This is a genomic window from Phocaeicola fibrisolvens (assembly GCF_025567125.1).
In the GTDB taxonomy this organism is placed as follows: domain Bacteria; phylum Bacteroidota; class Bacteroidia; order Bacteroidales; family Bacteroidaceae; genus Phocaeicola; species Phocaeicola fibrisolvens.
In genome coordinates this window covers 1-22,632 of sequence record NZ_JAOQJI010000004.1, presented here as the reverse complement: position 1 = coordinate 22,632, position 22,632 = coordinate 1, and the positions used below count along the sequence as shown (strand labels likewise).

Genomic DNA, 22,632 nt, shown 5'->3' with positions numbered 1-22,632 from the left:
TTTCGTAATTTTGCCCCTATCAATTGAAATTACGTAATTTTATCAAGATGAATCAAGAATTCGAGCTTATCGCCAAGACTTTCCAGGGACTGGAAGAAGTTCTGGCACAAGAACTCACAGAGCTGGGAGCCAGCAACATTGAAATTGGCCGACGCATGGTTTCTTTCACCGGCGACAAGGCCATGATGTATAAGGCAAACTTCTGCCTGCGCACCGCCATCCGTATTTTAAAACCTATCAAACATTTCACTGCCAAGACTGCCGATGAGGTATACGATGCCGTAAAAAGCATCGAATGGGAAAAATACCTCGACAACATGAGCAGTTTTTCCGTGGATGCCGTGGTTTATTCCAGCGAATTCCGCCACTCCAAGTTTGTGGCCTACAAGGTGAAAGATGCAGTAGTCGACTATTTCCGTGAAAAGACCGGAAACCGTCCTTCCGTACGTATCAGCAATCCGGACCTGGCCATTCACATTCACATTGCGGAAGAAGAATGTACACTGGCACTCGACAGTTCCGGCGAATCTCTTCATCGCAGAGGCTACCGTCAGGAACAAGTGGAAGCACCGCTGAATGAAGTGTTGGCTGCCGGTATGATTCTGATGACAGGCTGGAGAGGCGAATGCGACCTGATTGACCCGATGTGCGGTTCAGGTACCATCCCTATTGAAGCGGCACTGATAGCCCGTAACATTGCGCCGGGAGTGTTCCGCAAAGAGTTCGGATTCGAAAAATGGAAAGATTTTGACCAGGAACTTTTCGATGCCATTTATAACGATGATTCACAGGAACGTGAATTCACACATAAGATTTACGGGTACGACAACAATCCGAAAGCCAACGAGATTGCCCAGCACAACGTGAAAGCGGCAGGAGTCAGCAAGGATGTCATCCTGAAAATCCAACCGTTCCAGCAGTTTGAAAAGCCGGAACAGAAAAGCATCATCATCACCAACCCGCCGTATGGCGAACGTATTTCTTCCGACGATTTGCTGGGCCTCTACCAGATGATTGGGGAACGTTTGAAACATGCTTTCGCCGGAAACGATGCCTGGATTCTGAGCTACCGCGACGAATGTTTCGACCAGATTGGCCTGAAGGCTTCCGTGAAAGTACCTTTGTTCAACGGTGCCTTGGAGTGTCAGTTCCGCAAATACCAGATTTTTGACGGGAAATACAAGGAATTCCGCTCAGAAAACAGTGACAAGGAGTTCAAGCCGAAGCACGAAGAGAAACCGGTCCGCCCGCGTCACCACGGAGAAAAAGTGGAATACGTACGTAAGGAACGCAAAGAGGGCACTCGTGGAGAACGGAAAGAAGGTTTCCGAAGCGAACGCAAAGAAGGTTTCCGCAAGGATTCCGACCAGAAAGAAACGTTCCGCGGACGGAAAGCCGGCGACGGAAAAGAATTTACCCGCGAACGCCGCAAGGAATTCAAATACAAAGAGGAACCGAAACCGCGCAATCCGCGTCCTTCTACGGATGACGGACGCCCGAAAGCGGCTCCTGCTCCTCGCTACATGCACAAGCGCCGCAGCGAGGAAGAAGAAAATTCACAGGATTAAAGACAAGTCACACATGAAACGTATATTTTTATTCTTCTTTTTATGTAGTATGACCGTCCTCACCACTTTTGCCCAGGAAAAGAAAGCCGACTATACGCTGGAAGATGTCATTCCGGGCGGCAACAATTATTTCAACCTGATGCCCAAGAACATTCCGGGACTGCAATGGTGGGGGGATGTATGTGTACGCGCGGACGTGGAAAATATCCGCCGTATCCAGTTGAAAGATGGAAAGGAAACCGTACTGGTAACCTTGGAAGAAGTGAACCAGGCTCTTGAAAAAGGAGAAAAGCCTTTCCAGCCGTCGCACGAACTGAAACCGCTCCGCAGTCTGATGGCTGCTTCATTGCCTTGGGCGGAACGGAAAGTGATTGTATTCCAGCAGAGCAACTACTGGGTGGAATATGATTTCGGACAGAAAAAGATTACCAACCTGTTCCGTCTGAACGAAAAAGCAGGTAACCTGGACTTCTGCAAGGCCAATGACAAAGTAGCCTATACCATCGGCAACGGCCTGTTTGTAGCTGACAAGGGAGAAGAAAGCCGGCAAATCAATCCGTCACAGACGAAAGAAGGAGTGGTTTACGGTCAGGCTGTACACCGCAACGAGTTTGGTATCTATAAGGGTACATTCTGGAGTCCGAAAGGAAACTACCTGGCTTTCTATCGCATGGACCAGAGTATGGTGACCGATTATCCGCAGGTAAATACTTCCACCCGTATCGCTACCCTGGAACCGGACAAATATCCGATGGCGGGCATGACCAGCCACAAGGTGACCGTGGGAGTGTACGATGTAAAAACTGGGAAAGTGATTTACTTGCAGGCAGGCGACCCTACCGACCGTTATTTCACCAATGTCAGCTGGTCACCCGACGAGCAGCATATCTACGTCATCGAGCTGAACCGCGACCAGAACCATGCACAGCTGGTCAGCTACAAAGCTACTACCGGTGAAAAGGAAGGTATCCTGTATGAAGAAAAGCATCCGAAATACGTAGAGCCTCAACATCCACTGGTATTCCTGCCGTGGGATGAAAGCAAATTCATCTACCAAAGCCAGCGCGACGGTTTCAACCACCTGTATCTGATGGATACGAAAACCAAAGGAGAAGGAGTTTGGAAGAATGGCAAACTGGAAGGCAGCACCTATCTGGAACACCTGAAAGTCACTCCTTTGACCCAAGGTGACTGGCTGGTTCAGGAGATTCTGGGATTCAATGCGGGAAAGAAGGAGATTATTATCGGCAGTACGGAAGTCTCTCCGCTGCAGACCAATCTGTTCAGCCTCAACGTGAAAACTGGGAAACGTGCACTACTGGGAGAAAAAGACGGCATGCACCGGGCTTCTCTCTCCGCCAGCGGTACGTATTTGATAGATAACTTCTCTTCTTTCACCGTGGGACGGGAAATCACCTTGCTGCCTACCAGCGGCAAGAAGGGAACCACCCTGCTGAAGGCGGACGACCCGATGCGCAGTCAGTTCAACTTGCCGGAAATCACCATCGGTACCCTCAAGGCTGCCGACGGAAAAACCGACTTGTACTACCGTCTAATCAAACCGGTGGACTTTGACCCGAACAAGAAATATCCGGCCATCATCTATGTATATGGCGGACCGCATGCACAGCTCATCCACAACACGCGCTTCTACGATGCCAGAGGATGGGACCTGTACATGGCACAGAAAGGATATGTCATGCTGACGGTAGACAGCCGGGGAAGTGACAACCGGGGACTGGCGTTTGAAAACTGCACGTTCCGCCACTTGGGAGTAGAAGAGATGAAAGACCAGGTGAAAGGAGTGGAATTCCTGAAATCCCTGTCGTACGTAGACAGTAAACGCATCGGCGTACATGGCTGGAGCTTCGGCGGTTTCATGACCACCAACCTCATGCTGACTTATCCCGATATTTTCAAAGTGGGGGTAGCCGGCGGACCGGTCATCGACTGGAAGTTCTATGAAGTGATGTACGGCGAACGTTACATGGATACGCCACAGGCGAATCCGGAAGGCTACAAAGGCTCCGACCTGAAACTGAAAGCCGACAACCTGAAAGGCCGTCTGGAAATCATCATCGGCGGAACCGACCCCACCTGCGTACCCCAGCACACTTACACGTTCCTGAGAGCATGTATCGAAGCTGGCACACACCCCGACCTCTTCATTTATCCGGAAGACGGACACAACATGATGGGACGCGACCGTGTACACTTGCACGAACACATCACCCGCTATTTTGAAGACCATTTGAAATAATCGACTAAAAAACAGATACATAATATGAAACTTTTACTGTTAGGTTCAGGAGGACGCGAACATGCACTGGCATGGAAAATCGCACAAAGCCCGAAAATTGAGAAGTTGTACATCGCTCCGGGAAATGCCGGCACACGCGAAGTGGGCGAAAATGTAGCCATCAAGGCCGACGACTTTGAAGGTATCAAGCAATTTGTCATCGACAACGGTATCGACATGGTAGTGGTAGGTCCGGAAGACCCGCTGGTGAAGGGGGTATATGATTTCTTCAAGCACGACGAAGCCTTGAAACACATTCCGGTCATCGGCCCGTCGAAAGCAGGAGCCGTACTGGAAGGAAGCAAGGAATTTGCCAAAGGATTCATGCAACGTCACCACATCCCGACAGCCGGATACAAGAGCATTACTGCAGCCAATCTGGAAGAGGGACTGGCTTTCCTGGAAACACTGGAAGCTCCTTACGTGCTGAAGGCCGACGGACTTTGTGCCGGAAAAGGGGTGCTGATTCTCCCTACCTTGGAAGAAGCCAAGAAGGAACTGAAGGAAATGCTGGGCGGCATGTTCGGCAACGCTTCGGCTACGGTGGTAATCGAGGAATTCCTGAGCGGCATTGAATGTTCGGTATTCGTACTGACCGACGGAAAGAGTTACAAGATTCTGCCGGAAGCCAAAGACTACAAGCGTATCGGTGAAGGCGACAAAGGCCTGAACACCGGCGGTATGGGTTCTGTTTCTCCCGTTCCGTTTGCCGACGCTGACTGGATGAAAAAAGTGGAAGACCGCATCATCCGTCCTACGGTAGAAGGATTGGCGGAAGAAGGTATCGACTACAAAGGATTTATCTTCTTCGGACTGATTAACGTGAAAGGTGAACCGATGGTCATCGAATACAACGTACGCATGGGTGACCCCGAGACAGAAAGCGTCATGCTGCGTATCAAGAGCGACCTGGTAGACCTCTTCGAGGGAGTAGCCCAGGGCAACCTAAACGAAAAGACGCTGGAAATCGACCCGCGGTCGGCTGTCTGCGTCATGCTGGTATCCGGCGGCTATCCGGAAGCCTACGAAAAAGGATTCCCGATTAGCGGCATTGAGGAAGCCAAAGCAGGTGGAAGCACCGTATTCCATGCCGGTACGGCCCTGAAAGACGGACAGGTAGTGACTTCCGGCGGACGTGTCATCGCCGTCAGCTCTTATGGAGCCAACAAGGAAGAAGCCTTGGCACAGTCTTTCCGGAATGCGGGAAGAATCCACTTCGAAAAGAAATATTTCCGTTCTGACATCGGATTTGATTTATAAGAATGTTTGCTCGAAATAAATTTCAATATGACCTGGCAACAGGAAGGATGACCCTTCCTGTTGCTGTCATTATCTGCCTGGCAATGTGTGGCATCACATACCAGACACAAACCGACCTGCTTTCTTTGGCTATCAATGGATTGATCGCTTACTGTCTGCTGGAACTAAACACAACCTTTTCACTTATCCGAACCCGTACGACTCTCCATGTAGCTCTATTTTTACTTTTCTTTGCCGGATTTCCTTTTCTACATACTTATTCACACGAACAGTGGATTCCCCTGCTGTTTATTGTCAGTCTGTCATGCTTATTCCGAAGTTATGAGTCACCTTATGCTGCGACTCCTATTTTCCATTCATTCTTTTTCCTTGGAATAGGCAGTTTTTTACTTCCACAAGTTCTCTATTTTGTGCCATTGCTCTATTTCTATATGATTGGACTAAGAGCTTTTACGCTTCGTACTTTCCTGGCTGGACTGATTGGTTTACTGACACCTTACTGGATTGTACTTTCTTACCATCTTTACACCGGACAACCGGGACAGACCTGGCAACCTTTTATGGCATTGGGATCATTTCCTCCCATTGATTATTCTGTACTTACACTCTCACAACTGGTTTCCGGTATAACAGCCATTTTAATTGCTGCAATCTGTTGTGTAGAGAGTCTCCTGCACAGCTACCAGGATAAGGTACAAACACGTATTATGCTTCGCATTCTGATTATCACAGGAAATGCCACCTTGCTCTGCATGTTGCTCATGCCCTCTCACTTCAACACATTCTTTCTTATGACCCTCATTGTAGGTTCTATCATGGGAGGCCATTTGCTGGCATTAACATTCAATCGCTTCACTCGTATTTTTTTATGGAGCATACTTGGACTTTGGGTCTGCGTATGCATATTTAATTTATGGATGTATTTGTTCAATTTCTGATAGACTGGGGATACTGGGGAATGTTCCTCTCTGCCTTTCTGGCAGGTACAATTCTACCTTTCAGCTCGGAAGTCGTACTACTGGCTTGTGTGGGACTGGGACTTGATCCTGTATGGTCTACTCTTTTCACTACTGCCGGAAATGCCTTGGGAGGAGTAACCTGCTACTGGATAGGAAGAATGGGCAAAACCGAATGGATTGAAAAATATTTTAAAGTAGACAAAAAGCAAATGGACAAAGCCATTCGTTTTATCCATGGAAGAGGGTCATGGATGGCTTTCTTCTCGTTTCTACCCGTCATTGGAGATGCTCTGCTGATAGCCTTAGGATTTATGAGAGGGAATATTTGGATTACCACTCTTTCAATGACCATCGGAAAATTGGCGCGCTATGCCATTATTGTAGCCACGGCACTAGGGGTATTCCATTACATACAATAAGAAAAGGCAGAGAATTTCTAAACAAATTTTCCGAACTCAAAAGATATGACTATCTTTGTGAAAACTACCGGAAATCGCCTACGAAAAATAAGCCAAGACATGAAAAGACTTCTCTGTTTCCATTTTCTATTATTTCTTGTATTTTCTACTTCTGCACAAGATTTAAAATTCAAAGCTGATGGAAAGTTCAAAATCGTACAATTCACAGACATACATTATATCTTCAAGGATACTCGCTCGGATATAGCACTAGAGCGTATTCAAGAAGTTCTGGATACGGAGAAGCCGGACTTGGTCGTATTTACTGGAGACCTCATCTATGGAACACCGGCAGAACAAGGTATCCGCACCGTATTAGAACAAGTTTCCACACATAAGATTCCTTTCACTGTAACCTTCGGGAACCACGATGACGAACAAGGATTGTCGCGTGAAGAACTTCTAAAAATTGTTCAAACGATTCCATATAACCTGACATATACCACTAAAGGCGTTTCCGGAGTTTCCAACTTCATTCTCCCCATCAAGTCATCCGATGGAAAAAGAGATGCAGAAATTCTCTATTTTTTCGACTCCCATTCTTATTCTCAAATAAAAGGAATAGAAGGATACGATTACATTCACATTGACCAGATTCAATGGTATCGTGAAAACAGTAGAAAATATACAGAAAATCATAAAGGGATACCTCTGCCCTCACTGGCTTTCTTTCACATTCCATTGCCGGAATATCATCTGGCTGCCACCGACGAAAATGCCGCCTTGTTCGGCAGCCGCAAAGAAAAAGTGTGCTCACCATTCTTAAACTCCGGCCTTTTTACAGCCATAAAAGAAATGGGAGACATAGAAGCCATATTTGTAGGTCATGATCACGACAATGACTATGCCGTCATGTGGCAGGGAGTGCTGCTGGCATACGGTCGTTATACAGGTGGAAACACGGTTTACAACAATCTGCCCAACGGAGCCCGTGTCATTGAACTGACAGAAGGAGTGCAAGGTTTTCGCACTTGGATCCGTACAGCAAACAATCAGATAGAACAATATGTAAAATTTCCGGAAAGTTTTCTGAAACCCAACAAATAGTTATTGAAACATGAATTACGTTCCAGAAAAAGTCTCTTGCACCGGTTGCATGACCTACTACCGATTCAAGCACCTATTTTTAGGGGTTATAAGAAGAAAGTAAGATTTCTTCCCTAAACAGATAATTGTTGAACAAACGCAACTAAGATCCATATATGATTACACTTGAAACTACTGCCGACGGAAGCAATACGCTATTTGTTCCTGAGCTGAATGAACACTATCACTCTGTAAAAGGAGCACTGACAGAATCAGAACACATTTTTATCCAGATGGGACTGAATCACTCTCCAGTGAAGAACCCTCATGTGTTAGAAATCGGATTTGGAACAGGGCTAAACGCTTTTCTTACTCTACTAGAAGCAGAAAAACAACAAAGGACAGTTTCCTTTACCAGCATAGAGAAATTTCCATTAGGAGAAGAGACTGTACGTAAACTGGCCTATCCGGAAAAAATAGCACCAGAAGAAAGCCAGAAATTTTATGCCTTACATACCACACCATGGAATCAACCGGTAAAAATCTCTCCTTATTTTACTTTACATAAAATAGAAACAGATTTTACTTGCTTTGCATTCAAAGAATACTATGATGTGGTGTATTTCGATGCTTTTGCTCCTGAAAAACAACCGGAAATGTGGAATCAGACTCTTTTTGACAAGCTATACCAACAACTGAATTCTGGAGGAATCCTTACTACCTATTGTGCCAAAGGAGTGGTCAGAAGAATGTTACAAACAGCCGGATTCACGGTAGAACGGCTGCCAGGCCCTCCGGGAGGTAAGCGCGAAATACTTCGAGCCAGCAAAGAAAAAGCCTGAACTTCACCCCCAAAAAGAAACTGGCAACCCCAAAAGAAACTACTATCTTTGTATTACAAATTATTCAATCTCACACAAACTCATGAGAAAATGCATCTTTATACTGGCAAGCTTCATGATATTGCTCGCCTCTTGTACAGGAAAGCCCAATAAAAATACAACTCCTACACTCACTGTAACCATTGAACCGTTACGATATTTCACAGAAGCCATTGCAGGAGACAAGTTCCAGGTAGTCAGCATCGTGCCCAAAGGCGGTAATCCAGAGACCTACGACCCTACCCCGCAGCAACTCGTTGATTTGGCTCGTAGCAAAGCTTATTTACGTATCGGACACATCGGATTTGAACAGGCATGGACAGAAAAATTACAAGCCAACACTCCTAAATTGCCATTCTATGACATGTCGCAAGGGATTGATTTAATTTATGCCATCCATCCCCATACACATACTCACGGAAACATAGATGGAGTAGAACCACACATTTGGAATTCCATTCCAAATGCCCGCATCATCTCACTTAATATTTGTAAGGCATTATCTGAAATCGACCCTGAAAATCAAAATTACTATCAGCATCGTTTAGACAGTCTGCAACAAATTATTGACAAAACAGAACAAGAAATTCAAGGTTACCTGACCAATGCAGATACCAGTTTTCTGATTTATCATCCGGCATTAAGCTATTTTGCCCGTGATTATAGTTTGCAACAAATCAGCATAGAAGAAGGAGGAAAAGAACCTTCTCCCACACATTTACAGGAGCTGATGAAAACTTGCCGCCAGAAAAAAGCCAGAATTGTTTTCGTACAACAAGAATTTGACCAACGTAATGCCGAAGTGATAGCACAGGAGCTTAATTTGAAAATCGTCCCCATTAATCCATTAAGCTATAACTGGGATAAGGAAATGGTGGCTATTGCCAAAGCCTTGCATCGAAACAATATGAATTAAACTACTTAGAATCAATGAATCAACCGCTTATCAGATTAACCGGAATTTCCGCCGCATACGACCAAAAGAAAGTATTGGAAAATGTAAACCTAGAAATAGCAGAAAAAGATTTTCTGGGAGTTATAGGTCCTAACGGAGGGGGGAAAACCACGTTGGTAAAAATCATATTGGGACTACTGAAACCTACTGCTGGACAAATCCTGTTCTTTCAAGAAGGAAAAGAGGTAGAGGAAATTACCATGGGATATTTACCGCAATATAACAGTATCGACAAAAAATTTCCCATTTCCGTGTATGAAGTGGTATTGTCTGGTCTGAACAAGCAGAAATCATTGTTCCGTTCATTTTCCAAAGAACAACATGAAAAGGTACGACAGACTATTGCTCGTATGGGACTGGAGGGACTGGAAGAAAGGGCTATCGGACAACTGAGCGGTGGACAACTGCAAAGGGCACTGCTGGGAAGAGCATTGGTTTCCAGCCCGAAAGTCGTTATTCTAGATGAACCGAACACGTACATTGACAAGCGGTTTGAAGCCCGGCTCTATGCCTTGCTGGAGGAAATCAACAAGGAATGTGCCATCGTACTGGTGAGCCATGACATCGGCACCATTCTGCAAAACGTGAAAAGTGTGGCCTGCGTGAACGGCACACTGGATTACCATCCGGATACGGAAGTCTCTGCCGAGTGGCTGGAAACCCATTTTGAATGCTCCATCGAACTGCTAGGACATGGCAATTTGCCTCATCGCATCCTGAAATGCCATCATCATGAAGAGTAAAAAGCCGCTTTTAACGCCTTTTGCAACATTATCATTTACTTTTGAGACTTGATTAGCAAATGTTTGCTATCTTTGCCGCACTGAATTTTAACGAGAAACTAAAAATAATTCATGAAACAGTACAACAAGATTAACAACCTGGTTGGCTGGCTCACTTTTGCGGTGGCCGCATTTACTTATTGCATGACCATCGAACCGACAGCCAGCTTCTGGGACTGTCCGGAATTCATTACCACCGGATATAAGCTGGAGGTAGGACATCCTCCCGGCGCACCTTTCTTCATGCTGACCGCTAATTTGTTCAGTCAGTTTGCCAGTGCCCCCACACAAGTAGCCCGCATGGTCAATACCATGAGCGCCCTGATGAGTGCCGCATGTATCCTGTTCTTGTTCTGGAGCATCACCCATCTGGCCAAAAAGCTGATTTGCCCAGATGAGAACCAGATGACGACCGGCAAACTGATTGCCATCATGGGGTCTGGACTCGTAGGTGCCTTAGCTTACACGTGGAGTGACACCTTCTGGTTCAGTGCCGTGGAAGGAGAAGTATATGCGTACTCCAGCTTGTTCACGGCTCTCGTTTTCTGGCTGATTCTGAAATGGGAGAACCGGGCAAACGAGCCTCACAGTGACCGCTGGCTGATTCTGATTGCCTACCTCACAGGATTGTCCATCGGCGTACACCTGCTGAACCTGCTTTGTATTCCGGCCATCGTACTGGTATATTATTACAAGAAAAACCCCAATGCCAACCTGAAAGGCAGTCTGATTGCCCTGATTGGTTCCATGGTGCTGGTAGCAGTCGTGCTTTACGGCATCGTGCCGGGCATCGTGAAAGTAGGCGGATGGTTTGAACTGCTGTTTGTCAACGACTTCGGTATGCCTTTCAACACGGGTGTCATCATCTACATGATTATCCTGGCCGCAAGCATCATCTGGGGTGTATATGAAAGCTATACGGTGAAAAGCCGCAAGCGGATGAACATCTCTTTCCTCACCACGGTGGGTCTGCTGGGTATTCCGTTCTACGGACACGGATGGAGCAGCGTGTTCATCGGTGTAATCGTGCTGGCGATTCTGGCCATCTACCTCTTCGCCAACCTCAGCGAGAAATACCGTGTCAGTGCCCGTACGCTGAATACCAGCCTGCTGGCCATGATGATGATTGTAGTGGGTTATTCTTCGTATGCCATCATCGTCATCCGTTCTTCGGCCAACACGCCGATGGACCAGAACTCTCCGGAAGATATCTTTACGCTGGGCGAATACCTTGGACGTGAGCAGTATGGTACCCGTCCGCTGTTCTACGGACAGACCTATGCTTCCAAACCGGCCTTGAAACCGACGGAAGGAGGCTGTGTGTACGACGTAGAAGAAGGGGCTCCGGTTTACCAGCGGAAAGAAAAGGAACACCCAGACGAAAAAGACAGCTACGAAATCGTACGACACAAGACGGAATACAAATATGCGCAGAACATGCTGTTCCCGCGTATGTACAGTGATGCACACGCACAAGCCTACGAAGACTGGCTGGGCGGTGTGGAAGGACGTCAGGTGCCTTACGACCAGTGTGGCGAGATGATTATGGTCAAGATTCCGACCCAATGGGATAACATCAAGTTCTTCTTCATCTATCAGCTGAACTACATGTACTGGCGTTATTTCATGTGGAACTTCGCCGGACGTCAGAACGACATCCAGGGCCAGGGAGAAATTGAACATGGCAACTGGATTACCGGTATCCCGTTCATCGACAAGATGTTGGTTGGCGACCAGTCTCTTCTTCCGAGCGAGCTGAAGAACAACAAGGGACATAATGTGTTCTACTGCCTGCCGCTGATTCTGGGACTTATCGGTCTGTTCTGGCAGGCTTACAGAGGTGAAAAAGGCATCCAGCAATTCTGGGTGGTATTCTTCCTCTTCTTCATGACCGGACTGGCCATCGTGCTTTACCTGAACCAGACACCGCAACAGCCGCGTGAACGAGATTATGCGTATGCTGGTTCCTTCTATGCATTCGCCATCTGGATTGGACTGGGAGTCGCTGCCATTGCGGAATATCTGAGTAAGAAAATCAACGAAAAACCTGCGGCCATTCTGGCCAGCGTAGTATGTCTGCTGGTACCGATACAGATGGTCAGCCAGACCTGGGATGACCACGACCGCAGCGACCGCTATACCTGCCGTGACTTCGGACAGAACTACTTGAACTCTGTACCGGACAAGGGAAATCCGATTCTCTTCACCAACGGTGACAACGATACTTTCCCCTTATGGTACAACCAGGAAACGGAAGGTGTGCGCACGGATGTACGTGTCTGCAACCTGAGTTACCTGCAGACCGACTGGTACATCGACCAGATGCGCCGTCCGGCCTACGATTCTCCGTCGGTTCCTATCAACTGGGAACGTATTGACTATGTATCCGGGCACAACGAAGCCGTGTATGTACGCCCGGATGCCATGCCTACGGTACTGGAATTCTACAAGAAGAACCCGGAAGAAGCGGCCAAGGAATTCGGAGACAACCCTTACGAGCTGAAGAACATTCTGGAACACTGGGTGCGCTCTCCGAAAGAAGACTTGCAGATGATTCCGACCGACAGTATCGTCATCAAACTGGACAAGGAAGCTATCAAACGTTCGGGTATGCTGACACCTGATTCCATTCCTGACTATATGCACATTTCGCTGAAAGGCAAACGGGTGTTGTACAAGAGTGAGCTGATGATGCTGGAAATGCTGGCCAATACCAACTGGGAACGCCCGATGTACATGGCCATCACCGTGGGTTCGGAAAATCACCTGAACCTGACCAACAACTTCCTGCAGGAGGGGCTGGCCTATCGTATCACTCCGTTCGACAACGCGCAGCTGGGCAGACGTCTAGACAGTGAGAAGATGTACGACAACCTGATGCACAAGTTCAAGTTCGGCGGCATCGACAACCCGAACATCTATCTGGATGAAACGGTACTGCGCATGTGCGACACACACCGCCGCATGTTCGTGCAGCTGACCAGCCAGCTGATTAAGGAAGGCAAGAAAGACAAGGCCCTGAAGGCACTCGACTACTGCGAGAAGGTCATTCCTTCCACCACGGTGCCTCACGATTACGTGATGAGCAGCTCCAAGGAGATGGCCGACAACTACCTGGCATTGGGACAAACCCAGAAGGCAGAGAAGATTCTCAACGAACTGGCCAACAATGCGGTGGAATACGCTACCTGGTACTTGAGTCTGGACGATACACGCTTTGCCAGCTCTTACGAGAACTGCATGCGTTATTTCTACATACTGGATGATGTGTGCAAGACCTTGGCTACAATTAAAGACAGCAAAACGGGAAAGGAAGTCGATTCTGCCCTACATTACGCACAGAAGTTTGACCAGCTGTACAAACTGCTTGAACAACGGGTAGGAACCAGTAGACAGGCTCAGTAACCGTTAGTGACAGCTGTAGCATCAGATACAAAATGTCATTCTGGACGCAGCAAAAGATAATTCACCTTATGCTTGCTCCGGAATGACATTTTTTTCGGCTGACTTCTGGATATTATACAACCATAAAAAACAACGAAAGCATGTTCATTGAACAACCTCCCCAATTCATCCGTCTGTTGTATTCTAAGGCCTTATGGCGCATGGACAAGACCGAGAAGTCGGTGTATCTGACTTTCGACGACGGTCCGATACCCGACATTACGCCATGGGTGCTCGACTTATTAGACAAATACCACATAAAAGCCACTTTCTTCATGGTAGGCGACAACGTACGGAAACATCCGAAGGAGTTCCAGATGGTGGTGGAACGAGGCCACCGCATCGGCAACCATACATTCAACCACATACGGGGATTTGAGTTCTTGAGCCGGAATTACCTGGCCAATACGGACAAAGCCAACGCTTACCTTCAGACGAACCTCTTCCGACCGCCCCACGGTCACATGCGCTGGATGCAGTATCACGTGCTAAAAAAGAAATATCAGATTGTAATGTGGGATTTGGTGACCCGGGATTACAGCAAGCGTCTCAACGGTCCGCAAGTATTCGATAAAGTCAAGAAATATGCCCGAAACGGCTCCATCATTACGTTTCACGACTCTTTGAAGTCGGAAAACAACCTCAAATATGCCCTTCCCCGCTCCATTGAATGGCTCTTGAAGGAAGGATACGAATTTAAGGTATTTCCCTGATACAAAAAAGCGCAAGGCAAACCTCCATGTTTACCCTGCGCTTTTTTATGTCTGATCTGTCCGAATAATGACAGTCTCTTATTTCTGAATGGTGACCGTCAACGGGTTGCGTACCTTCTGAGCATAGTCTTTCAGATACTTGTTCCAGTCATCGGCTTTCGAGAAACCGTACTTGCTCCATCCGGAACCCCAGTAGTAGACAAACTCGTTACCTGATTCATAATCGCATATACCCAACACATGTCCCAAGGCATCACCCACAGGCTTGTCAAACAATTGTACACAGGTCTGCACCGTTTCAGGGAACACAGCACCTACATACACAATTCCGTTATCAGAATTGGGCTCTGTAGTCGGGTCTGCATAAGAAATATAACCTGCAGAAGCATCATACGCATAGCCTTTCGGATTGGCCGCATGCAACACCAGACCGGCAGCCACAGGAGTAGCCTGTGTCAGATAATCATAGGTCACCGTGGTTTTATTCAGCTGGGAACCTTTGTCTAACTGGATGATACGGGTTTCTATCACATTCGAGTCATTCTTCACCACCAACGGATTGAACACTAGCTTGACCGTGAAACGCAAAGGCCCGTTATCCAAAATCTCATAATCCTTGTAACAATAAGGGTATACAATAGCAGAATCGGGCATCAACGCAGCCGTTCCCCCGCCTAACGTAGGTCCTACCGCATAGCAGTCCATTCCGTTGCCATGATCCACGTGATAAGAAATGGTACGCTGCAGGCTATCTGCCGCTGCTTTTTTACCCTCTTCACGTAAAGCATGAATTTTAACCCAAGCCATGGAATCCAACTCCATTGCATAACGGTCTTCTACGACCAAGTCTTCCACGCTCTTAGTAAATACATCATAACCATACGCTTTTTCACCACTTTTCTGCAATGCAGGTCCGTATGCACGGTAAGCCGCACGATCATTTTCCCAGGCAATATCGTCCAGACGCTCCGGATAATAACGACCATAGACCACCGCATTCACAAGGGCAGGAGTACCTTGCTGTATAGTATAATTCACAGAGGCATTGGAAGCTATAGAAACAGGAAATATCACTTTGTCATCGTAAGTGAGCTGATAAGGAACTTCCTGAGCTTTTTCATCATAAATTACAAACTGAGCAGTATCTGACAGATTTAGCTGCTTATAAATATCGTCTACAGGAATTTCTACCATCTCCCCCGCACGCTCCATGCCCAAAGGATTCGAAATAGTCACTGTGACAGATTCTGATTTGCTACATCCTGCCAGCAGCCCTGCGGCACAGGCAGCAATGGCAAACAAAGTCTTTCTCATAATATTATCTTTATCTTATTTACCAAAAAGTCATTCTGGGAAAGAATCCCCTCCCAGAATGACATTTTTATTCACGAATATATTTTTACTTATTTAGGCTGTTTGCCGATATAAGCCAAAATACCACCGTCTACATACAATACGTGACCGTTTACGAAGTTAGATGCGTCAGAAGCCAGGAATACAGCAGGACCCATCAAATCTTCCGGAGTTCCCCAACGGGCAGCCGGAGTTTTAGCCACGATGAATGCATCAAACGGATGACGAGAACCGTCAGCCTGACGTTCACGCAACGGAGCGGTCTGCGGAGTAGCGATGTAACCCGGGCCGATACCGTTACACTGGATGTTGAATTCACCGTATTCAGAAGCAATGTTACGAGTCAGCATCTTCAAACCACCTTTGGCAGCAGCGTATGCAGAAACAGTTTCACGACCCAGTTCACTCATCATAGAACAGATGTTGATAATCTTTCCATGACCCTTCTTAATCATGCTAGGAATAACGGCTTTAGAAACGATGAACGGAGCGTTCAAGTCTACATCAATCACCTGACGGAACTGTTCTGCAGTCATATCACACATCGGAATACGTTTGATGATACCTGCATTGTTTACCAGAATATCAATCACACCGACTTCTTTTTCTACCTGTGCAACAAATGCATTTACAGCTTCTTCGTTAGTGACATCACAAACATAACCGTGTGCATTGATACCTTTTTCTTTATAAGCAGCCAGACCTTTGTCAACCAATTCCTGTTTGATATCATTAAACACGATAGTTGCACCAGCTTGAGCAAAGGCTGTAGCAATAGCAAAACCAATACCGTAAGAAGCACCTGTTACAAGGGCTACCTTACCTTCAAGTGAAAAGTTTACCATAATAATTATAATTTAATTCACTGTGTTGCTTTCTGTGAAAACACACAGACAACAACAGCATGTTATTATTTAAAATATTCTTTTTCTCTCTACGCAGACAAAATTACAAAAGTAACTTGAGTCTTATGTATAATATTTGTTCACAAAACCTATAAAATTGTGCTGTATTCTCCGTATTTCCTACTTTTTCACTCTAGAAATACGTTTTTCCTGTCTTTCATACTCAATTCATATTCACTAATAATTCACAAACCTTGTCTTGAAACATACGAGCCGGACGAGCTTTCAATACGTTCTGATTAATGATGACAAAAGAAATTTTGTGTCCGTTCACGGATGTCAAATAACCAGCCAAGGAACATATACCTGTCACAGTACCCGTTTTTGCTCTTACATTTCGAAAGGCTTTTCCTTTTCTCATTCTTCCACGAAGCGTACCATCCACACCTGCTACAGGCAAGCAATCATAAAAAATACGGAACAAAGCCGGGTGGCGATACGCATAGTTCAAATAAGCCAGAATCAACCGGGGAGAAACATAATTATACAAAGAAACACCACTTCCATCTACAATCTGGTAATTCTTCGGATCGTATCCCAAAGAATGCTGCATAAAATCACCTACCACTTTCTGGCAAGTTTCAAAAGAAACATGTAAGGTATCTTTTCCTCCTGCTCTTCCTAACTGACGAAACAAGGCCTCCGCGGAGAGGTTATCACTTTCCTTCAACGCACGTTTCATCACAATATCCAATGGACGACGGCACGAATAAAGTGCGTGAGCCTGAGCAGTCACTCCACGAAAGGAAATGCTGTCTTTGGCCACGGAGATACCTTCCTTTTCCAGCTTATACCGGAAAGTCTCCATAAAAAAGCGCTTGGAATCATATAAATTCAGAGTTCTTCCACGAGCAGATGACACACAACCGGAAATTTTTATCGTGTTTCCATTGGTCAGCCAGTCACGGGTAATCTTCAGCCGACCGGCATCCGGATGCAAGCTGACTGAACGATTGTCTACCTGATAATAATCTGATTCGGGAGTTATCTTTACGTTTCCAGCTTGTCCCTTTGTCGCAGGTGTCACCTTTATATCCACACAACCTCTATTCAGCATAAGCGGTGAAAGATAAGGCTGAAACGATTCAGGAGTATCATCCCACGACCATCCTGCTCCCCAATAAAGAGAATCCATCAGAGTAACATCTCCCACAAGCTGACCGGAAACCGTCTCTATTCCTGCATTTTTTACAGCGCGTACCAGGAAATCCATATCCAATTCCATAAATTCCGGATCAAATCCGCCAGTCACACACAAATTTCCTTGCAACACACCTTTTTCTATGACTCCCTCATACGACAGTCTTGTTTGAAACTGATAATCTTCCCCCAGTAGCTTCAAGGCTGTTACCGCCGTTACTACTTTTTCAATGGAAGCTGGTCTGTACAATTTATCAGCCTGGTAACTATAAAGCTCTTTTCCTGTCGTCAAGTCGTGCACCACGATACCTACTTCGGAAATTTTCAACAAGGGGTCAGAAGATATTAACCGATCCAGTTCTTCTCTGCATGTATTCTGAGCCTGAAGAACCCCCGTCCAAAAAATCAAAAGAAACAGCAGTCCGTTTATTTGTTTCATTCACTTTTAAATTTTATAACTCGCGGAATATTTCGCCTACCGTAGGATGAGGAAATACATATTTTTTCCACTCAGCTAGTTTACGCCGGTCTTCTATCATCATTCCAGCTTGTATTATGAGCTCTGAAGCTGGATTTCCTAGCAGATGTACACCTAATATTTCCTCATCTTCGCCAACAAGCACTTTACAAATTCCGTTTACCCCTTCATTCTCGGCTACAAAACGCCCTGAATAGGCGGCAGGCAAACGCAGAACCTGATACGTCCGTCCTTCCTGCTTCAGCGCTTCTTCCGTCAAGCCTACCGAAGCGACTTCCGGGTTTGTATACACCACTCCTGGAATTGCCCGGTAACTCATTGTACCTTTTTCTCCCAGCAGATGATGGACAGCCACTTCTGCCTCGCGTACGGCTGTATGAGCCAATAAGGATACTCCATTTAAATCTCCACATACATATACACCTGGCACAGAAGACTGTAAATATTCATTCACTTTTACCGTACCACGATTTGTCAACTCCAGGTGCAAATTCTCCAACCCGAAACCTGTCATAACAGGACGTCGGCCTACACTCATCAACAGCTTCTCTGCACATACACTTCCTTTATCCTCACCGCAAGTATAGCTCACTTCTACCGTTTCCTCGCTCTGTGCAATTTGAGTTACCTTTGCTCCCAACAGGAATTTTACTCCTTTCTTGGCATAATCCATCCGCAACAAGCCAGCCAGTTCTTTATCTATTCCACCTAGAATCTCATCCATCATCTCTATCACCGTGACTTCTACTCCCAAACTATTGAAAAAAGAGGCAAATTCCATCCCAATTACTCCTCCACCCACAATCACCAACGAAGAAGGAATTTCTTTATTTTCTAATGCCTCACGATGTGTCCAGTAATTCACCGTGTCAAGCCCTGGAATAGACGGTACAAAAGTAGTACTTCCCGTACATACCATCAGGTAATCACACTCATAAACCTCCTCGTTGCAACAAACTGCATGAGCATCCTGAATATAAGCCTCTCCCTGTATCAACGTCACATGTTGCGCAGTCAGTTTGGCCTTAATGCCCATTACCAGTTTACGCACTACCTTTGTTTTTCTGGCTACAATCTTTCCCAAATCGACAGAAACGTCTTGTACACTCACTCCATACTTGGAAGCATGAAGGGCCATGTCATGCACTTTCGCTGAATACAGCAAGGTTTTAGTCGGAATGCATCCCTCGTTCAGACAAACGCCTCCCACATTGTTTTTTTCAAACAAAACCACACTCAATCCTGCTTTTCCAGCCGTTTCTGCCGCTGTATATCCAGCCGGACCTCCACCTATTATAGCCAGTTGATACTTCATAGTCATTAAATTTATAAGGATGATTATTCTTCACGATAGTCAGCATGGGGATTACGCTCTTTCGCACATGCCAAAAAACCTTTCAAGTCCGCCGGATCAAAATTAAGGAATCCCTTGGTATAATATACCGTCACACGGCCTTTCAATAACGAATCTTTTTTACGCAACACAATCCGCATGACACCGTATGCCTTAATACTCCCACTAAAGCCCCTTTTCAACCAAATATCGCCGTTTTCTTGTACTTGAATACGCGTCATCTGCTCGTCAATCAATAAAAGAACAGGAAGCACAATCGGTGAAAGATTCCAGTAATTCTCAGTGTGCAAGGCCATCAACACGATGGCTACAATTACAATGACAACCCCTAGCCACACTTTGAAAGGGGTTCTGCGGATTTTAAACTCACGTACCATAGTATTTTTTTCAGTTAATTGTTTGTCTCAGTCATAAAATTGAATCGCTTCATTCTTTTTGAGCAGACAGCGGACAAAATCTTCTGTATTTTTAGGAGAAAGGCATACAGAACAGACCTTTCCATGCTTTTTAAACGTAATTTCCAGACGTTCAAACGACAACGCCGGTTCCCAAAAGGCCATGGAACGAACTTTCCGTATACGAAGAATCTGACTAATTTCGATAGAAGCATTCGGCACGAATCGTCCTGTTTCTACATTCAGCCATCCATCGCTTGTAATCACATACTGTGTGTGAATGAGCATCTCTATCTCAAAAATCACCACAGTTGCACACAAGATAGTACAAATAACCTGATGCTCCCAGAAAAAGAAGAACAACAACACCGAAGTTACTCCTATTACAATCCAATACCACCAGCCAACTTTTGATTGAAAAGTGCGATTCATTTCTTGAGTTTTGTTTTAATTTCCCGTGAAGATAAGAATTTCTGCTTGAAAACAAAACATCTCAAACGCATCTTTAAGTATTTTAAAAGTCCGCTTACAAAGCATTTATAAAAAAGAATGCTTTTAAGCATCATCTAACTGACTTTTTTGTAGTTTTGTGTCATAATATCCAACGTTATGATAAGAAAATTCGATTTTCTCGTTATCGGTTCAGGAATTGCCGGAATGAGCTTTGCGCTGAAAGTAGCGCACAAAGGTTCGGTTGCACTGATCTGCAAGGCCGGACTGGAAGAAGCGAATACCTACTATGCACAAGGTGGAATCGCTTCAGTGACCAATCTGAAGGTGGATAACTTTGAAAAACATATCCACGACACCATGGTTGCAGGAGACTGGATCAGCGACCCTGCCGCTGTCAGAAAAGTAATCTGCAACGCACCCTCTCAAATAGAGGAACTCATAAAATGGGGAGTAAATTTCGATAAAAAAGAAAATGGAGAATTTGACTTGCATAAAGAAGGTGGACATTCCGAATTCCGTATTCTCCACCACAAAGACAATACGGGAGCCGAAATCCAGACCAGTCTGATTGAAGAAGTGAAACGTCATCCCAACATTACGGTATTCACCAATTTCTATGCCGTAGAAATCATCACCCAACATCATTTAGGCATCATTGTCACCCGCCATACGCCGGGCATCAAATGCTACGGAGCTTATGTACTGAATGAAGCTACGGGAGAGGTCGATACCTTCCTGTCTAAAGTGACGGTAATGGCCACCGGCGGATGTGAAGCCGTTTACAACCATACTACCAACCCGTTGGTAGCTACCGGAGACGGTATCGCCATGGTTTATCGTGCCAAAGGAGTAGTAAAAGACATGGAATTTATCCAGTTCCATCCTACCGCCCTGTATCACCCAGGCGACCGTCCTAGTTTCCTGATTACGGAAGCCATGCGCGGATATGGAGCTGTATTGCGAAACCTCGCCGGCGAAGAATTCATGCAGAAATACGACCCGCGCCTTTCTCTAGCACCGCGCGACATCGTAGCTCGTGCCATCGACAGTGAAATGAAACAACGTGGAGAAGACCATGTATATCTGGATGTCACTCACAAAGATCCGGAAGAGACCAAAAAACATTTCCCGAACATTTACAAGAAATGCCTGAGCCTGGGTATCGATATAACCAAAGACTACATCCCAGTTGCACCGGCTGCGCATTATCTGTGTGGAGGTATCAAAGTGGATTTGGACGGACAGTCCAGCATCAAGCGGTTGTATGCCCTCGGAGAGTGCTCTTGCACCGGACTGCATGGAGGAAACCGTCTGGCATCCAACTCACTGATAGAAGCCATCGTATATGCTGATTCAGCAGCCAAACATGCCCTCAGCGTACTCGACCGTTACGATTTCAATGAAGATATTCCGGAATGGGATGCAGAAGGTACCATCAGCAATGAAGAACGTATCCTGATTACCCAAAGTATGAAAGAGGTGAACCAAATCATGGAAGCCTACGTAGGTATCGTTCGAAGCAACCTGCGTTTGGTACGTGCCTGGAACCGTCTGGACATTCTGTACGAAGAAACAGAACGTCTGTTCAAACGTGTAAAAGCTTCCAGAGAGATTTGTGAGCTCCGTAACATGATTAACGTAGGTTACCTGATTACCCGTCAGGCCATGGAAAGAAAAGAGAGCAGAGGACTTCATTACACGATTGATTATCCACATGCAGCCAAGAGTGAAGCTGAAAAATAATCTGCTACACACCCTATCAAAAGCCGGAATTCTTCGTTCCGGCTTTTTTTATACCCTTTTATTTCCCCTCAGACGCAAGATTTCTACACATTCTATGCCAATCCTTAAAAGCGTCAAAAAATTGCCGAGAAGGCTTTAAAATAGTGCCTGGAGATAATATAAGTTTAGAAGCTGAATAGAAGAGACACGAGTTTACCTATTTTAAGAAATCGCGTCTGCAAAACATACAGGGAGCATCTAATGCCAGCCAAAAAAGAATCCACATCAGAGAACCTCCAGCGGAGTTTCCTTCCGCCACGGGGAAGGCCGCATTTCCGGAGCTAGCGTGCGGGGAACGGGCACAAAAAAAGCCCCGGAGCATTTCTGCCTCGGGGCTTCCCTAAAACGGCGACTACCTACTCTCCCACTTGTACGCAGTACCATCGGCGTGGCGAAGCTTAACTTCTCTGTTCGGAATGGGAAGAGG

At 45.9% G+C, this 22,632-nt stretch carries 18 protein-coding genes and 1 rRNA gene; 12 read left to right on the top strand and 7 right to left on the bottom strand.

Annotated elements, in window-relative coordinates; all coding sequences use genetic code 11:
* Nucleotides 1-47 precede the first annotated feature (47 nt).
* From OCV81_RS02555 to OCV81_RS02505, 11 genes are all read left to right on the top strand, one after another.
* Nucleotides 48-1,568, top strand: a complete 1,521-nt coding sequence (locus OCV81_RS02555) for a THUMP domain-containing class I SAM-dependent RNA methyltransferase (RefSeq protein WP_148328112.1) — start codon at nt 48-50, stop codon at nt 1,566-1,568.
* A gap of 13 nt (nt 1,569-1,581) precedes the next feature.
* The gene (locus OCV81_RS02550) at nt 1,582-3,828 is read left to right on the top strand and encodes a S9 family peptidase (RefSeq protein ID WP_262639994.1); all 2,247 of its coding nucleotides are present in this window, start codon (nt 1,582-1,584) and stop codon (nt 3,826-3,828) included.
* A 24-nt stretch (nt 3,829-3,852) separates the two neighbouring features.
* On the top strand, nt 3,853-5,127 hold the full coding sequence (purD, locus tag OCV81_RS02545) for a phosphoribosylamine--glycine ligase (protein WP_148328110.1): 1,275 nt from the start codon (nt 3,853-3,855) through the stop codon (nt 5,125-5,127).
* Between the two features lie 431 nt (nt 5,128-5,558).
* Nucleotides 5,559-6,065 carry a hypothetical protein gene (locus OCV81_RS02540; protein ID WP_148328108.1) on the top strand — a complete coding sequence of 169 codons (507 nt, stop codon included), beginning with the start codon at nt 5,559-5,561 and terminating at the stop codon, nt 6,063-6,065.
* Nucleotides 6,041-6,505, top strand: coding sequence for a YqaA family protein (locus OCV81_RS02535; protein WP_148328106.1), 465 nt, complete (start codon nt 6,041-6,043; stop codon nt 6,503-6,505). The genes OCV81_RS02540 and OCV81_RS02535 overlap by 25 nt, the downstream gene beginning before the upstream one ends.
* Before the next feature lie 99 nt (nt 6,506-6,604).
* Nucleotides 6,605-7,591, top strand: a complete 987-nt coding sequence (locus tag OCV81_RS02530) for a metallophosphoesterase family protein (RefSeq protein WP_148328104.1) — start codon at nt 6,605-6,607, stop codon at nt 7,589-7,591.
* A 158-nt stretch (nt 7,592-7,749) separates the two neighbouring features.
* Nucleotides 7,750-8,412 carry a tRNA (5-methylaminomethyl-2-thiouridine)(34)-methyltransferase MnmD gene (gene mnmD / locus OCV81_RS02525; RefSeq protein WP_148328270.1) on the top strand — a complete coding sequence of 221 codons (663 nt, stop codon included), beginning with the start codon at nt 7,750-7,752 and terminating at the stop codon, nt 8,410-8,412.
* An 82-nt stretch (nt 8,413-8,494) separates the two neighbouring features.
* Nucleotides 8,495-9,367 (top strand): metal ABC transporter solute-binding protein, Zn/Mn family, encoded by an 873-nt coding sequence (locus tag OCV81_RS02520; RefSeq protein ID WP_148328102.1) that lies wholly within the window; start codon nt 8,495-8,497, stop codon nt 9,365-9,367.
* Between the two features lie 14 nt (nt 9,368-9,381).
* The gene (locus OCV81_RS02515) at nt 9,382-10,149 is read left to right on the top strand and encodes a metal ABC transporter ATP-binding protein (RefSeq protein WP_148328100.1); all 768 of its coding nucleotides are present in this window, start codon (nt 9,382-9,384) and stop codon (nt 10,147-10,149) included.
* A gap of 111 nt (nt 10,150-10,260) precedes the next feature.
* On the top strand, nt 10,261-13,593 hold the full coding sequence (locus OCV81_RS02510) for a DUF2723 domain-containing protein (protein WP_148328098.1): 3,333 nt from the start codon (nt 10,261-10,263) through the stop codon (nt 13,591-13,593).
* Between the two features lie 140 nt (nt 13,594-13,733).
* Entirely contained in the window at nt 13,734-14,345 is a 612-nt protein-coding gene (locus OCV81_RS02505; RefSeq protein WP_148328096.1) for a polysaccharide deacetylase family protein, read from the top strand.
* Between the two features lie 78 nt (nt 14,346-14,423).
* On the opposite strand, the gene OCV81_RS02500 is transcribed toward OCV81_RS02505, so the two are convergent.
* From OCV81_RS02500 to OCV81_RS02475, 6 genes are all read right to left on the bottom strand, one after another.
* Entirely contained in the window at nt 14,424-15,659 is a 1,236-nt protein-coding gene (locus OCV81_RS02500) for a DUF4861 domain-containing protein (RefSeq protein ID WP_148328094.1), read from the bottom strand.
* Between the two features lie 89 nt (nt 15,660-15,748).
* Nucleotides 15,749-16,543: a gluconate 5-dehydrogenase gene (locus tag OCV81_RS02495; RefSeq protein WP_148328092.1), complete on the bottom strand. Its 795-nt coding sequence runs from the start codon at nt 16,541-16,543 to the stop codon at nt 15,749-15,751.
* Nucleotides 16,544-16,766: 223 nt separating this feature from the next.
* Nucleotides 16,767-18,182: a D-alanyl-D-alanine carboxypeptidase/D-alanyl-D-alanine endopeptidase gene (dacB, locus tag OCV81_RS02490; protein ID WP_148328090.1), complete on the bottom strand. Its 1,416-nt coding sequence runs from the start codon at nt 18,180-18,182 to the stop codon at nt 16,767-16,769.
* 13 nt (nt 18,183-18,195) lie between these two features.
* The gene (gene lpdA / locus OCV81_RS02485) at nt 18,196-19,536 is read right to left on the bottom strand and encodes a dihydrolipoyl dehydrogenase (protein ID WP_148328088.1); all 1,341 of its coding nucleotides are present in this window, start codon (nt 19,534-19,536) and stop codon (nt 18,196-18,198) included.
* A 23-nt stretch (nt 19,537-19,559) separates the two neighbouring features.
* On the bottom strand, nt 19,560-19,952 hold the full coding sequence (locus tag OCV81_RS02480) for a hypothetical protein (RefSeq protein WP_022353434.1): 393 nt from the start codon (nt 19,950-19,952) through the stop codon (nt 19,560-19,562).
* Between the two features lie 27 nt (nt 19,953-19,979).
* Nucleotides 19,980-20,402, bottom strand: coding sequence for a PH domain-containing protein (locus tag OCV81_RS02475; RefSeq protein ID WP_022353433.1), 423 nt, complete (start codon nt 20,400-20,402; stop codon nt 19,980-19,982).
* A 177-nt stretch (nt 20,403-20,579) separates the two neighbouring features.
* Between OCV81_RS02475 and nadB the strand changes: the two genes are divergently transcribed.
* Nucleotides 20,580-22,166 carry an L-aspartate oxidase gene (gene nadB, locus OCV81_RS02470; protein WP_022353431.1) on the top strand — a complete coding sequence of 529 codons (1,587 nt, stop codon included), beginning with the start codon at nt 20,580-20,582 and terminating at the stop codon, nt 22,164-22,166.
* A 382-nt stretch (nt 22,167-22,548) separates the two neighbouring features.
* Here the strand turns inward: nadB and rrf are convergent.
* Nucleotides 22,549-22,632, bottom strand: a 5S ribosomal RNA gene (rrf, locus tag OCV81_RS02465); the annotation flags it as partial.

Bases quoted from the DNA above. Each gene is read 5' to 3' on its own strand.
- OCV81_RS02555 (WP_148328112.1), top strand. From the start codon at position 48: ATGAATCAAGAATTCGAGCTTATCGCCAAGACTTTCCAGGGACTGGAA.
- OCV81_RS02550 (WP_262639994.1), top strand. From the start codon at position 1,582: ATGAAACGTATATTTTTATTCTTCTTTTTATGTAGTATGACCGTCCTC.
- purD (WP_148328110.1), top strand. From the start codon at position 3,853: ATGAAACTTTTACTGTTAGGTTCAGGAGGACGCGAACATGCACTGGCA.
- OCV81_RS02540 (WP_148328108.1), top strand. From the start codon at position 5,559: ATGATTGGACTAAGAGCTTTTACGCTTCGTACTTTCCTGGCTGGACTG.
- OCV81_RS02535 (WP_148328106.1), top strand. From the start codon at position 6,041: ATGGATGTATTTGTTCAATTTCTGATAGACTGGGGATACTGGGGAATG.
- OCV81_RS02530 (WP_148328104.1), top strand. From the start codon at position 6,605: ATGAAAAGACTTCTCTGTTTCCATTTTCTATTATTTCTTGTATTTTCT.
- OCV81_RS02520 (WP_148328102.1), top strand. From the start codon at position 8,495: ATGAGAAAATGCATCTTTATACTGGCAAGCTTCATGATATTGCTCGCC.
- OCV81_RS02515 (WP_148328100.1), top strand. From the start codon at position 9,382: ATGAATCAACCGCTTATCAGATTAACCGGAATTTCCGCCGCATACGAC.
- OCV81_RS02510 (WP_148328098.1), top strand. From the start codon at position 10,261: ATGAAACAGTACAACAAGATTAACAACCTGGTTGGCTGGCTCACTTTT.
- OCV81_RS02505 (WP_148328096.1), top strand. From the start codon at position 13,734: ATGTTCATTGAACAACCTCCCCAATTCATCCGTCTGTTGTATTCTAAG.
- OCV81_RS02500 (WP_148328094.1), bottom strand. From the start codon at position 15,659: ATGAGAAAGACTTTGTTTGCCATTGCTGCCTGTGCCGCAGGGCTGCTG.
- OCV81_RS02495 (WP_148328092.1), bottom strand. From the start codon at position 16,543: ATGGTAAACTTTTCACTTGAAGGTAAGGTAGCCCTTGTAACAGGTGCT.
- dacB (WP_148328090.1), bottom strand. From the start codon at position 18,182: ATGAAACAAATAAACGGACTGCTGTTTCTTTTGATTTTTTGGACGGGG.
- lpdA (WP_148328088.1), bottom strand. From the start codon at position 19,536: ATGAAGTATCAACTGGCTATAATAGGTGGAGGTCCGGCTGGATATACA.
- OCV81_RS02480 (WP_022353434.1), bottom strand. From the start codon at position 19,952: ATGGTACGTGAGTTTAAAATCCGCAGAACCCCTTTCAAAGTGTGGCTA.
- OCV81_RS02475 (WP_022353433.1), bottom strand. From the start codon at position 20,402: ATGAATCGCACTTTTCAATCAAAAGTTGGCTGGTGGTATTGGATTGTA.
- nadB (WP_022353431.1), top strand. From the start codon at position 20,580: ATGATAAGAAAATTCGATTTTCTCGTTATCGGTTCAGGAATTGCCGGA.